At 68.1% G+C, this 12,096-nt stretch carries 12 protein-coding genes and 1 pseudogene; 9 read left to right on the top strand and 4 right to left on the bottom strand.

Translation table 11 applies throughout. The features are described 5' to 3' along the window. Positions 1–4 precede the first annotated feature (4 nt). The 5 genes from QFZ65_RS14085 to argH are packed head-to-tail and all read left to right on the top strand — an operon-like array spanning position 5 to position 5,539. Positions 5–1,243, top strand: coding sequence for an acetylornithine transaminase (locus QFZ65_RS14085; RefSeq protein WP_306912586.1), 1,239 nt, complete (start codon positions 5–7; stop codon positions 1,241–1,243). An 11-nt stretch (positions 1,244–1,254) separates the two neighbouring features. Continuing rightward, positions 1,255–2,259 (top strand): ornithine carbamoyltransferase, encoded by a 1,005-nt coding sequence (gene argF / locus QFZ65_RS14080; RefSeq protein WP_306912585.1) that lies wholly within the window; start codon positions 1,255–1,257, stop codon positions 2,257–2,259. Continuing rightward, on the top strand, positions 2,259–2,840 hold the full coding sequence (locus tag QFZ65_RS14075) for an arginine repressor (RefSeq protein ID WP_306911338.1): 582 nt from the start codon (positions 2,259–2,261) through the stop codon (positions 2,838–2,840). The genes argF and QFZ65_RS14075 overlap by 1 nt, the downstream gene beginning before the upstream one ends. Before the next feature lie 60 nt (positions 2,841–2,900). Beyond that, entirely contained in the window at positions 2,901–4,106 is a 1,206-nt protein-coding gene (locus QFZ65_RS14070; RefSeq protein ID WP_306911337.1) for an argininosuccinate synthase, read from the top strand. 5 nt (positions 4,107–4,111) lie between these two features. Continuing rightward, the gene (argH, locus tag QFZ65_RS14065; protein ID WP_306911336.1) at positions 4,112–5,539 is read left to right on the top strand and encodes an argininosuccinate lyase; all 1,428 of its coding nucleotides are present in this window, start codon (positions 4,112–4,114) and stop codon (positions 5,537–5,539) included. Positions 5,540–5,793: 254 nt separating this feature from the next. Here the strand turns inward: argH and QFZ65_RS14060 are convergent, their stop codons facing one another. Further along, positions 5,794–6,333, bottom strand: a complete 540-nt coding sequence (locus QFZ65_RS14060) for a cupin domain-containing protein (RefSeq protein WP_306911335.1) — start codon at positions 6,331–6,333, stop codon at positions 5,794–5,796. A 426-nt stretch (positions 6,334–6,759) separates the two neighbouring features. Further along, a complete protein-coding gene (locus QFZ65_RS14055; protein WP_306911334.1) occupies positions 6,760–7,233 on the bottom strand; it encodes a hypothetical protein in 474 nt (157 codons plus the stop codon). A 217-nt stretch (positions 7,234–7,450) separates the two neighbouring features. On the opposite strand from QFZ65_RS14055, the pseudogene QFZ65_RS14050 reads away from it, so the two are divergent. Beyond that, positions 7,451–7,795, top strand: a pseudogene (locus QFZ65_RS14050) (pyridoxamine 5'-phosphate oxidase family protein); the annotation flags it as partial. Between the two features lie 34 nt (positions 7,796–7,829). Beyond that, positions 7,830–8,567 carry a maleylpyruvate isomerase family mycothiol-dependent enzyme gene (locus tag QFZ65_RS14045; RefSeq protein ID WP_306911333.1) on the top strand — a complete coding sequence of 246 codons (738 nt, stop codon included), beginning with the start codon at positions 7,830–7,832 and terminating at the stop codon, positions 8,565–8,567. Between the two features lie 30 nt (positions 8,568–8,597). Here the strand turns inward: QFZ65_RS14045 and QFZ65_RS14040 are convergent, their stop codons facing one another. After that, the gene (locus QFZ65_RS14040) at positions 8,598–9,110 is read right to left on the bottom strand and encodes a methylated-DNA--[protein]-cysteine S-methyltransferase (RefSeq protein ID WP_306911332.1); all 513 of its coding nucleotides are present in this window, start codon (positions 9,108–9,110) and stop codon (positions 8,598–8,600) included. After that, entirely contained in the window at positions 9,107–10,633 is a 1,527-nt protein-coding gene (locus QFZ65_RS14035; protein WP_306911331.1) for a DNA-3-methyladenine glycosylase 2 family protein, read from the bottom strand. Before QFZ65_RS14035 ends, QFZ65_RS14040 begins: the two co-directional genes overlap by 4 nt. Positions 10,634–10,723: 90 nt before the next feature. Between QFZ65_RS14035 and QFZ65_RS14030 the strand changes: the two genes are divergently transcribed. Then, the gene (locus QFZ65_RS14030) at positions 10,724–11,443 is read left to right on the top strand and encodes a DNA-3-methyladenine glycosylase (RefSeq protein WP_306911330.1); all 720 of its coding nucleotides are present in this window, start codon (positions 10,724–10,726) and stop codon (positions 11,441–11,443) included. A gap of 9 nt (positions 11,444–11,452) precedes the next feature. Next, positions 11,453–12,016 carry an adenine phosphoribosyltransferase gene (locus QFZ65_RS14025; RefSeq protein WP_306911329.1) on the top strand — a complete coding sequence of 188 codons (564 nt, stop codon included), beginning with the start codon at positions 11,453–11,455 and terminating at the stop codon, positions 12,014–12,016. Positions 12,017–12,096 lie beyond the last annotated feature (80 nt).

Raw genomic sequence — 12,096 nt, 5'->3', positions numbered from 1 at the left:
CGTTATGACTGGGAAGAGTAGCGGCGCGCAGTGGCTGTCCCGCTACTCCTCCTCTTTGCTTGGCGTCTTCGGCACGCCGCAACGTGTCCTGGTCCGCGGCTCCGGCTGCGTGGTCTGGGACGCTGACGGGAACGAGTACCTGGACCTGCTCGGCGGGATCGCCGTCAACGCGCTGGGCCATGCGCACCCCTTCGTCACCTCGGTGATCTCCAGCCAGCTCGCCACCCTCGGGCACGTCTCCAACTTCTTCACCAGCCCCACGCAGATCGCCCTGGCCGAGAAACTGCTGGAGCTGAGCAAGGCCCCGGCCGGGTCCAAGGTGTTCTTCGCCAACTCGGGCACGGAAGCCGTCGAGGCGGCCTTCAAGCTGGCACGCCGCAATGCCGGTGCCGCCCCGGCCGTGGACGCGGAGAGCACAGAGAAGCCGCGGACCAAGATCATTGCATTGGAAGGCGCCTTCCACGGCCGCACCATGGGTGCGCTGGCGCTGACGTCCAAGGAGGCCTACCGGGAGCCGTTCGCCCCGCTGCCGTCCGGCGTCGTACATATCCCGTTCGGTGACATTGACGCGCTCCGTGCCGCGGTGGACGACACCACGGCCGCGGTCTTCCTCGAACCGATCCAGGGCGAGGCGGGTGTCCGCCCGCTGCCGGCGGGTTATCTGAAGGCTGCCCGCGAGGCCACCAGCGCCGCCGGCGCACTGCTGATCCTCGATGAGGTCCAGACCGGGATCGGGCGCACCGGCAAGTGGCTCGCCAGCGAGGATGCCGGGATCGTGCCCGATGCCGTGACCCTCGCCAAGGGCCTCGGCGGCGGCTTCCCGATCGGCGCCCTCGTCACCTTCGGGCCGGACGTGTCGGCGCTGCTGTCCGCGGGCCAGCACGGCACCACCTTCGGCGGCAACCCGGTGGCCACCGCCGCGGCGCTGGCCACCCTGCACGTCCTCGAAAACCAGCACGTGCTGGAGCACGTCCGCGGGGTGGGGGAGCACCTGCGCGCCGGCCTCAGCGTGGTCGACGGCGTAACCGAGGTCCGCGGCGAAGGCCTGCTGATCGGGTTCGACCTCGATGCCGACGTCGCCCCCGGCGTTGTCACAGCCGGGCTCGAGGCGGGCTTCATCGTCAACAGCCCCGGCCCGCGCACCATCCGCCTTGCGCCGCCCCTGATCCTCGCTCCAGAGCAGGCCGACCGCTTCCTCGCGGCGCTTCCTGCCCTCCTCCAGACTGCAAAGGACGCCCAGTGAACGCCACTGACATGCCAAAAAGCCACGTCCGCCACTTCCTCAAGGACACGGACCTCAGCCCGGCCGAGCAGGCGGAGGTCCTCCAGCTCGCGGCACGGATGAAGGCCGCTCCCTACAGCGTCCAGCCGTACGCCGCGGAAGGCAGCGGACGGAAAACGGTCGCCGTGATCTTCGACAAGACCTCCACCCGCACCCGGGTCTCCTTCGCCACCGGCGTGGCGGACATGGGCGGCAACGCCCTCATCATCAACCCGGGCGAGGCGCAGATCGGGCACAAGGAATCGGTCGAGGACACCGCCAGGGTGCTGGAGCGGATGGTCTCCACCATTGTCTGGCGCACCGGCGCCCACTCGGGGCTCGTCGCCATGGCCGAGAATTCGAGCGTCCCCGTCATCAACGCGCTCTGCGACGACTACCACCCCTGCCAGCTGCTGGCGGACCTGCTGACCATCCAGGAGCACAAGGGTTCGCTGCGGGGCCTCACCATGAGCTACCTCGGTGACGCCGCCAACAACATGGCCAACTCGTACCTGCTCGCCGGGGTGACGGCGGGCATGCACGTGCGCATTGCCGGTCCGGAAGGCTACCTTCCGTCGGCGGAAATCGTCGCCGCAGCCGAGGAACGCGCGGCGGAGACCGGCGGGTCGGTGCTCGTCACGACCGACTCGGAGGCGGCACTGAAGGGCGCCGACGTGGTGGCCACCGACACCTGGGTTTCGATGGGCCAGGAGGATGAAAAGGAAGCCCGGATGCGGCTGTTCCGCGAGTACTCTGTCGATGAGGCCGCCATGGCACACGCGGCGGAAGACGCCGTCGTGCTGCACTGCCTCCCGGCCTACCGCGGTTACGAAATCTCGGCCGGCGTCATCGACGGCCCGCAGTCCGTCGTCTGGGACGAAGCCGAAAACCGGCTGCACGCCCAGAAGGCGCTGATGGCCTGGCTCATGCACCGCTCCGGCCTCGCCTTCGTCGACGGACTTTCTCCCGTTGAGGGCACCGGGGAGAGCACGTTCTAGTGTCCGCCCAACCCTCGGCCTCCGGGGCCAGCCCCGCCACGAAGACCGCCCGGCAGGCCCGCATCACCGCGATCCTGACCGGAGAATCGGTCCGCTCGCAGGCCGAGCTGGCGGCGCTGCTGGCGGACGACGGCGTCCAGGTCACCCAGGCGACGCTGTCCCGTGACCTCGTGGAGCTGGGCGCGGTCCGGGTGCGCGGCAAGGACGGAGTGCTGGTCTACGCGGTTCCGGGGGAGGGCGGCGAGCGTGCGGCCAAGAGCGGCGTCACCCAGGAAATCCTCGACTCCCGGCTTGCGCGGCTTTGCGGCGAACTGCTTGTGACGGCCGAGGCGTCCGCGAACATCGTGGTGCTCCGGACCCCGCCGGGTGCGGCCAACTTCCTGGCCCTCGCGATCGACCACTCCGTGATGCCCTCGATCCTGGGGACCATCGCCGGGGACGACACCGTGCTGCTGGTGACCAGGGATCCGCTCGGCGGCACGGCCCTTGCGGCGCGCTTCCTGCAGCTCGCCGAGGAAGCCGGCACCAGCGTGAGGACCCGACGCGGCTTTTTGAGGATTGGGCCTGCCGCGGCGATGTGACAGGCTTTGAACAGACAAGCTTTATTTCGACATTTCCCCAACAACTAAGGAGCATTTGAAGTGACTGAGCGTATTGTGCTGGCCTACTCCGGCGGCCTGGATACTTCCGTAGCCATCGGCTGGATCGGTGAAGCCACCGGCGCCGAGGTCATCGCCGTGGCGGTCGACGTCGGACAGGGCGGCGAGTCCCTGGAGACGATCCGCCAGCGCGCCCTCGGCTGCGGCGCCGTCGAGGCCTACGTGGCCGACGCGTCCGACGAGTTCGCCAACGAGTACTGCGTGCCCACCCTGAAGGCCAACGCCCTCTACCAGGGCCACTACCCCCTTGTTTCGGCCATCTCGCGCCCGGTGATCGTCAAGCACCTGGTCAAGGCCGCCCGCGAATTCGGCGCCACCACCGTAGCCCACGGCTGCACCGGCAAGGGCAACGACCAGGTCCGCTTCGAGGTCGGCATCCAGACCCTCGGCCCGGACCTCAAGTGCATTGCACCGGTCCGCGACCTCGCCCTGACCCGCGACAAGGCCATCGCCTTCGCCGAGGAGAAGGGACTGCCGATCGAGACCACCAAAAAGAACCCGTACTCGATCGACCAGAACGTCTGGGGCCGCGCCGTCGAGACCGGCTACCTTGAGGACATCTGGAACGCCCCCACCAAGGACATCTACGACTACACGGCCACTCCGGAATTCCCCCCGGCCCCGGACGAGGTCACCATTTCCTTCAAGGCCGGCGTGCCCGTCGCGATCGACGGCGTCAAGGTCACCCCGCTGCAGGCCATCAAGGAGCTGAACCGCCGCGCCGGCGCCCAGGGCGTGGGCCGGATTGACGTCGTCGAGGACCGCCTGGTGGGCATCAAGTCCCGCGAAATCTACGAGGCCCCCGGCGCGATGGCGCTGATCACCGCGCACAAGCACCTCGAAGACATCACGGTCGAGCGCGAGCAGGCCCGCTTCAAGGCAACCGTCGGCCAGCGCTGGGCCGAACTGGTCTACGACGGCCAGTGGTTCTCTCCGCTCAAGCGCTCCCTCGACGCCTTCATCGAGGACACCCAGAAGTACGTCTCCGGGGACATCCGCATGACCCTGCACGGCGGCCAGGCCATCGTCAACGGGCGCCGCTCCGACACCTCGCTCTACGACTTCTCGCTGGCCACCTACGACACCGGCGACACCTTCGACCAGTCCATGGCCCGCGGCTTCATCGAGCTGTGGGGCATGTCCGCCAAGGTTGCCTCCGGCCGCGACATCCGGGTCGCAGGTCAGTAGTGGCTGTGGCTGAGGAAAAGTCCGAAGCTACGAACACAGGCGCCCTGTGGGGCGGCCGGTTCGCCGGCGGCCCCGCGGACGCCCTCGCAGCCCTGAGCAAGTCCACCCACTTTGACTGGCGGCTGGCCCGCTACGACATCGCGGGGTCCAAGGCGCACGCCCGCGTGCTGCACAAGGCCGGGCTGCTGGACGACGACGAACTCGAGGGCATGCTTGCCGCGCTGACCCAGCTGGACGAGGACGTCGCCTCCGGCGCCTACCTGCCGGCGGAGTCGGATGAGGATGTGCACGGTTCGCTGGAGCGCGGACTGATCGAGCGTGCCGGCACACAGCTAGGCGGCAAGCTCCGCGCGGGCCGGTCCCGCAACGACCAGGTGGCCACGCTGGGGCGGATGTTCCTGCGCGACCACGCCCGGATCATCGCTCGCGGCGTGCTGGCCACGGTGGATGCGCTGGTGGACCAGGCCAAGGCGCACCAGGGGGTGGCCATGCCCGGCCGCACCCACCTGCAGCATGCGCAGCCGGTGCTGCTCAGCCACCATCTGCTGGCCCACGCCTGGGCGCTGCTGCGGGACGTGCAGCGGCTGGCGGACTGGGACAAGCGCGCAGGCGTGTCGCCTTATGGCTCGGGCGCCCTCGCGGGCTCCTCCCTGGGCCTGGACCCGGAAGCGGTGGCCACGGACCTGGGCTTCTTCTCCGCGACGCACAACTCGATCGACGGCACCGCCTCCCGCGACGTCTTCGCCGAGTTCGCCTGGATCACCGCCATGATCGGCGTCGACCTCTCCCGCGTCTCGGAGGAAATCATCGTGTGGGCAACCAAGGAGTTCTCCTTTGTCACGCTCCACGATTCCTACTCCACGGGCTCCTCGATCATGCCGCAGAAGAAGAACCCGGACGTGGCGGAACTGGCCCGCGGCAAGGCCGGGCGGCTGATCGGCAACCTGACCGGCCTGCTGGCCACGCTGAAGGGCCTGCCGCTCGCGTACAACCGCGACCTGCAGGAGGACAAGGAGCCGGTCTTCGACGCCGCGGACACGCTGGAGGTCCTGCTCCCGGCAGTGTCCGGCATGATCGCGACGCTGACGTTCAACACCGAACGGATGGAATCGCTGGCGCCGCAGGGCTTCGCGCTGGCGACCGACATCGCCGAATGGCTGGTCCGGCAGGGCGTTCCGTTCCGCGAGGCGCACGAGCTCTCGGGAGCCGCGGTGAAGCAGGCCGAAAGCCGCGGCGTCGAACTCTGGGACCTGACGGATGAGGAATACGCCGCCATCTCCGAGCACCTGACGCCGGAGGTCCGCACGGTCCTCAGCACCGAAGGCTCGCTCAACAGCCGCAACTCCCAGGGCGGCACCGCACCGGCCGCCGTCGAACGCCAGCTGCTGGCCCTCGAGGGCGAGCTCGCCGGCGCGCGGGAGTACGCGGGGTAAAGGGACCCTCGCCGCTCCGCACACCGAGGTGGCACTTCGCGGCAGTGTTTTTCGAAAACATTGCCGTGAAGTGCCAACTCGGTGTGCCGCCAACGTCTCCGGCTCGACCCCCTTCGTCGCCCGAGGCCGCCCCGACCGGCACCCATCGACTCCGCGGTGAGGCCAGGTCTCGATTGCCGCCCTCGCCCGCGAATCTGGCATCGTGCCACCAGTTCGCAACTACAGCGCCAATTCCTCACCTTGCAGTGGGCGATTCATAACGCGCCCTGTGCAGGTGGGGGCGCACCCATCTCCAATGGAGGGGTCAAATCGAAGCGGTCGATCAGTTGTGGCTGGGATTCGAAGTCCATCTGAAGGCCGTATCTAGCATTGGCTTCGGCCATCGCGTCAAGGTCTGGTGGGGCCCCTTCTGGAAAGAAGGGCTCGATCTCCGCGAAGTACTTTTCGAATCCTGCCGGAGAAATAATCTCAAGCATTCGTGCCTGTTCGTTGCCCGCGTTCCAAAAGGTGTGCCATTGATCCCGGGGTTTTACTACCAACTCTCCCGGGCCGGCGTAAAACACCTCGTCCCCGAGAAGAAACCCAACCCGACCCTTGGTGATAATCGTGAATTCGTCCTCGCGGCTGTGCATATGTAGGGGCGCCCCGAGTTCGCGAACGGCCAGCAAATGCTCGACAATGGAAAGCCTTTGCCCCGTGGTCGCCGCGTCCAGAAGGGTTCGGGCGGTAAAGGCATCGCCGAACCGAACGAGAGTGCCGACCTCATCGCCGACCGTTCCGAATTTCGTGCTCATGGAGCGACGATACGTGCGCTCATTTCCGTTATCAATGGGCACTAAGACCTCGCTGCGCTCGGGCTGAACAAGCATTTTTCCATCTTTTGCTGGCTGTCTTGAGATCGTACGTGCCCCCTTCACCCGCTCAACCGTCCTGCGACGGCAGGCGCAGCTGATGCCTTGTTGGCTGAGTGACCTCACCCTCCTGTCGGCCCTACCCACGGGCTGAAGTCGCCGCCTTTTCCTTTGCTGCGTTCATCATCATCCTTGCCACATCGACGGCAGCGCCTGTACACGCTTCCGTCATCGGCATGCTCGAGGTGCCATTCGTGCCGTATGTTCAGCTTGCACAGCAGGGCCTGGACCATGGCACCCTCCTATCTAAATCGCAGTGAGCCAGGCCCCACCCGGAAATAGAATGGGACCCTACGTGCAATTGGGATCTCAGCCGCCAACCGCGGCTTGAGCCAGCTGCTCAGCCCCATCGGTTAAGGCGTCCCGGAGCGGTCCTTCCCCGAGCCGGGATGCGTAGGATGCGAACACGGTGGCGCCGACGACCCGGGCGGCGTTCACGTGCCAGGGGTCGGGGTGAGGGCCATCGGTTGGTCCCGGGCCCGGCCAGGGGAAGGGCCACTTGCGGGGCCACGGCGTGCCGCACCAGTCATCTATCAGTTCACGCACCATCCGTACAGGATCATCGCCGCGGATGTCGGCCTCTACGGCGAGCCGCACGAGTTCACGTGCCATCAACCCGGCTTCCAGCTGCAGCCTCTCGCCAATCTCCTTGGGAGGCAGCGGCTGAGGGTTCAGAGCGACAGCGTCGAATCTTTGCCGGATCAAGGGGCCATGTGGGTAAATTGCATCCCATATTGCCGGGTTGATGCGCGCTATGTGACCGAGCAGGGTGCCGTAGTTCATGACTATCCTCCGAGACGAACGAACGGCGGGACGTCAGATGAGCCGTCGAGCACTCCCGTCAGCCACGCTGCTCGCGTCGTCAGACGGACCTGCTCCATTCTCTATCGTCCTGCCACCGATGAAGCCCGAACCTAACCACTGGAGGCGTTACTGCAGCGTTACTCCGGCCCGGTTCACGTAGTCGGCGGCTAGGTCTCAACCTGCGAGAACGGCTACAAAGCCCTCCGCCCGGATGCTGATCCTGAAGAACATCGACGACGACGGCTGGCACTTTGCGACCTCCCACGCCTCAAGTAAGGGCCGCGAACTGGAGGCCAATCCGCACGCGGCGCTAAATTTCTACTGGCCACAGCAGGGCCGGCAGGTCCGGGTGGCCGGCCTGGTCACGGAACTCCCGCCGGAGGCCTCCGCGGCCGACTGGCATGCCCGGCCCGGCGCCGACGGCAGCGACAATCCGAACTGGCAGCTCTACGCGATCCGGCCGCGCGAAATCGAGTTCTGGCAGGCCCGGCACGACCGCCGGCACATCCGCCACCGGTTTGGCCAGGAGCAACTCGGTTAGTCCCAGTTAGCCGGGTCTCGGCTAGGATGGCGCCATGACCGCTATCACACCGGAGAAACTGCCGGAAGAACTCCGCCGCGCCGCCGACGTCGTGGCTTCCATCACGGCGAAACTGACGGATCAGGACGTCGAGGCGCCATCGGAGTTGCCCGGCTGGACCCGCGGACACGTGCTCGCCCACGTGACCGGCATTTCCAACGCAATGGCCCGGCAGCTTGAATTCGCTGCCCGCGGCGAAACCATCGAGCTGTACGACGGCGGCTACGAGGGCCGCACGCGAGCCATCGAGATGGCCGCAGGCCACAGCCTCGCGGAGCACCGGGCCGATCTGGACGCTGCGCTGGAACGTGCGCTGCGGGCCTTCGGGGGGCTGAATGATGCCGGTTGGCGGCAGCCGATCAGCTACCGCGGCGGTGTGGTGTTCGACGGCGGGCTGGCGCTCTGGCGCGAACTCGTCATCCACGCCACCGACCTCGATACCGGCAGGGGACCCGAAACCTGGAGCCGCCCGTTCTGCGAGCAGCTCTTCGACTTCCTGGCCGCCCGGGTGCCCGAAGGCAACAGGTACGTGCTTCAGCCGCTGGGGCTGGCGCCGGTGACCATCGGCAGCGGGAGCGCAGCGACCGTGGTCAGCGGCATGCTGACGGACATTGCGGCCTGGCTCGCCGGCCGTACGCCCACACTGGGGAGCCTGCGGGCCACCGCCGCCGCCGACGGTGTGGACCTACCTGAGCTGCTGCCGTGGCCGGCCGGGGTGCCCGTCACGAAATAGCCGCTCGGCGGGTCGAGCCCTGCCGCAGGCTCAGAGGGCCGCCAGGGCCGCCTGCCGTTCCCGGTCCAGCAGGCTCTCCTTGATGGCGAGGCCCCAGCGGAAGCCGCCCAGGGTGCCGTCGGTACGGACCACCCGGTGGCAGGGCACGAACAAGGCCGCTGCATTGAACGCGCAGGCACTGGCCGCAGCCCGCACGGCCTTTGCGTTTCCGGAAAGCTCCGCGTATTCGGTGTAGGTCACCGGGTGGCCCGGCGTCACTGTACGCAGCATGTTCCAGGCGTGGTTCCGGAACGGCCCGGACTTTTGCAGCACCGGAACTTCCATCGCCGGTGCGGGATTGCCGGCATAGAACTCCTCCACGGCGGCCGAGATCCCTGCCAGTTCCGTAACAGCCTCATACTCGCCGGGGAGCAGGTCCGGATGGATCTGGCCGGTCAGCTCTCCCGGAACCGCCGTCCAGCCCGAGGCGAGCACAACGCCGTCGCGGGCAATGATGGTGAAGGGCCCGTCGGGGGTGGACATGGTCAACAGCTGGGCTTTCATTGCATCACTTTCGTCAGGATGGTGGTCTGTGCTTCCGGAGCGGCAGGGCCACTGCGTTTGGAGGCCTGGGCGGCCGCCCGCCAGAGGTGCATGGTGGCGTAGGAACGCCAGGGGCTCAGTCCGCGGAAGTCGGGATCCGCAGCAGCGCCGTCCGCCTGCGGTTCGAGAGCCCGGATGCCGTTCCGGACGGCGGCGTCGTTTGCGAGGAAGACGTCCGGGGCGCCGATCACGCGCATCGCTACATACCCCACGGTCCAGGGCCCAACCCCGGGCAATGGAAGCAGCTTGGCTTCGAGGCCCGGCACGTCGTCGCCGTAGCCGAAGTCCAGGGCTCCCGAGGCCATTGCCGCAGCCGCGCCGCAGACCGAGTCAATCCGGCGCTGCGGCCCGCGGAGCAGTCCCGGGCCCGACGCCACGATCTGCGCAGCCGTCGGGAAGATACGGTGCAGGCCGTCGCCCGGCACTGTGCTGTCACTGCCCGCCTGGGACAGCTGGACGAGCGCGGTCCGGGCGGCGGCAACAGTGATCTGCTGCCCTACCATGGCCCGGATCAGCAGTTCCTGGGGGTCCACCGCTCCGGGCATCCGCATTCCGGGGGCTGCGGCGACGCCGGGAGCCAGCCGGGGATCCGCAGTCAGGGCCGCGTCGATGGCGACGGGGTCGGCGTCGAGGTCCAGCAGGCGGCGGACCCGGCTGAGCAGCGAGGGGAGGTCCCGCAGGTCGACGGCTCCGATGGTCAGGACGAGCGGCCGGCCTGGGGCGCCGGCGTCGTGGTCCACCCGGAACCGGGCATCGCCGTGGGCCAGGCGCAGGGTGCGGGCGTAGGAACGGGACGTGCCCTCCTCGATGCCGGGGATGGCCCGGACCGCGAGGAAGTCGAAGATGCCCGGGTCGAACGGTTCACGGTAGGGGAGGTTCAGCGTCAGGGCTGTCGACGAAACCGACGCCGCCGCCGGGGCCCGGTGGTGCCGAGCGGTGGCCCGCAGCGCCGAAGGCGTCATGGCGAAGACTTCGCCGATCGTCTCATTGAACTGGCGCACGCTGCTGAAGCCTGCGGCAAACGCGATGTTGGCGGCCTTCATGGACGTGGAGACGAGGAGGGTGCGGGCGGTCTGCGCCCGGCTTGCCCGGGCCAGCGACAACGGACCGGCGCCGAGTTCGGAGCTCAGGATCCGGTTCAGCTGGCGCGACGAGTACCCCAGCCGGGCGGCGAGCCCCTCGACGCCGTCGCGGTTGATCACACCGTCGTTGATCAGCCGCATGGCGCGTCCTGCAATGTCGGAGCGGAGGTTCCACGCGGGCGTGCCCGGTACGGCTTCCGGCAGGCACCGCTTGCAGGCCCGGTACCCCGCGTCGTGCGCCGCCGCGGACGTCTCGTAGAAGGTCACGTTGCCGGCTTTGGGGGTCCGTGCCGGGCAGGAGGGCCGGCAATAGATGCCAGTGGTCCGGACAGCGGTGTAGAACTGCCCGTCGAAACGGGTGTCCCGGGCGTCGATCGCCCGGTAACGCTGCCAGAAGTCCATGGGTCCATCCTGCCAGCATCAGAATGCGGCTGCTAGCGGAAATCGGACACGGGCGTGGAGAGCCGGCCAGGCGTTTGTTAAAGTCGGACCATGACCACCCGCCCGCCGTCCCATGCCGTACCTGGTGCAGTACCGGGCAGCCCCCTGCCCGAAGGCGGTCAGTCGGCCGAGGAAGTGCGGAAGGTTCTCTCCGCCGATGCCCGGCAGGTGGCGCCGCTGCTGCTGGGTGCCGTGCTGACGCATAAGGGGCGGGACGGCACGGTGGCGGTGCGGATCACCGAGGTCGAGGCGTATCTGGGGCCGCACGACTCCCTGCACCCTGACCCGGGTTCGCACACCTTCCGCGGCCCCACCGCCCGCAACGCGCCGATGTTCGGGCCGGCCGGGCATCTCTATGTTTACTTCACCTATGGCCTGCACCACTGCGCCAACATCGTCTGCGGACCGGTCGGCCGGGCCTCGGCGTTGCTGCTGCGCGCCGGCGAGGTGGTCGCGGGGGAGGAGTTGGCACTCGCCCGCCGTCCGACGTCGAAAGCCCCCAAGGACCTGGCGAGCGGCCCGGCCCGGCTGGCCACCGCGCTTGGACTCACGACGGCGGACAGCGGCCGGGATGCTCTCGGCGGCCCGTTCCGCCTCCAGCTGCCGGAGACCCCCGCTGAGGACATCAGCTCCGGTCCGAGGGTAGGGGTCTCCGGGGCCGGCGGCACGCATGATTACCCGTGGCGCTTCTGGCTCACCGGCGACCCAACGGTCTCCCGCTACAAGGCGGCAAAAGTGCGTACCCGGAGCCGCTCGATCTCCACCCAGTAGGGTTGACGGGTGAACCAAAGCCAGCAGGACCCGAACCAGACGACAAGCGCAGCCCCGGTGGATGAGCTGATCAGCAGCCTCTGCGCCACCATCCCCGACTACCCCAAGCCCGGCATCAGCTTCAAGGACCTGACGCCCGTCTTCGCGGACGGCGCCGCCTTCAGGGTTGTTGTGGATGCCCTGGTGGCTCCGTTCCAGGGCCAGTTCGACGCCGTCGCGGGTGTGGAAGCGCGGGGTTTCCTGCTGGCCGCGGCCGCCGCCTACGCCACCGGCACCGGCGTCGTGACTGTCCGTAAGGCTGGCAAGCTCCCGCGCGAAGTCGTGGCAGAGGACTACGCCCTGGAATACGGCACGGCGACCCTGGAATTGCATACGACGGACCTCGCACCGGGAAGCAGGGTGCTCATCCTCGACGACGTCCTCGCCACCGGCGGCACCCTGGGAGCGGCCGCAAGGTTGTTCGAACGCTGCGGCATCACGGTGGCGGGCGTCGGCGTGGTCCTCGAACTCGAGGGGCTGCCCGGCCGGACCGCCCTTGCAGGGCAGCAGGTCCTGTCCCTCCTGCGCGTTTAGCTGGACCGTTCCCGCGGCCTCGGTAGAATGCCTGCACAAACGGACGGACACATACCGGCGCTTACCGAAATGGTAGTAGA

The organism is Arthrobacter sp. B3I9, from assembly GCF_030816935.1.
Lineage (GTDB): Bacteria > Actinomycetota > Actinomycetes > Actinomycetales > Micrococcaceae > Arthrobacter.
The sequence above is the reverse complement of the archived record's forward strand: the minus strand, read 5'-3'. Positions and strand labels throughout refer to the sequence as shown.

Bases quoted from the DNA above. Each gene is read 5' to 3' on its own strand.
- QFZ65_RS14055 (WP_306911334.1), bottom strand. From the start codon at position 7,233: ATGAACTACGGCACCCTGCTCGGTCACATAGCGCGCATCAACCCGGCA.
- QFZ65_RS14085 (WP_306912586.1), top strand. From the start codon at position 5: ATGACTGGGAAGAGTAGCGGCGCGCAGTGGCTGTCCCGCTACTCCTCC.
- QFZ65_RS14060 (WP_306911335.1), bottom strand. From the start codon at position 6,333: ATGAGCACGAAATTCGGAACGGTCGGCGATGAGGTCGGCACTCTCGTT.
- QFZ65_RS14030 (WP_306911330.1), top strand. From the start codon at position 10,724: ATGACCACCCGCCCGCCGTCCCATGCCGTACCTGGTGCAGTACCGGGC.
- QFZ65_RS14035 (WP_306911331.1), bottom strand. From the start codon at position 10,633: ATGGACTTCTGGCAGCGTTACCGGGCGATCGACGCCCGGGACACCCGT.
- argF (WP_306912585.1), top strand. From the start codon at position 1,255: ATGCCAAAAAGCCACGTCCGCCACTTCCTCAAGGACACGGACCTCAGC.
- QFZ65_RS14045 (WP_306911333.1), top strand. From the start codon at position 7,830: ATGACCGCTATCACACCGGAGAAACTGCCGGAAGAACTCCGCCGCGCC.
- QFZ65_RS14040 (WP_306911332.1), bottom strand. From the start codon at position 9,110: ATGAAAGCCCAGCTGTTGACCATGTCCACCCCCGACGGGCCCTTCACC.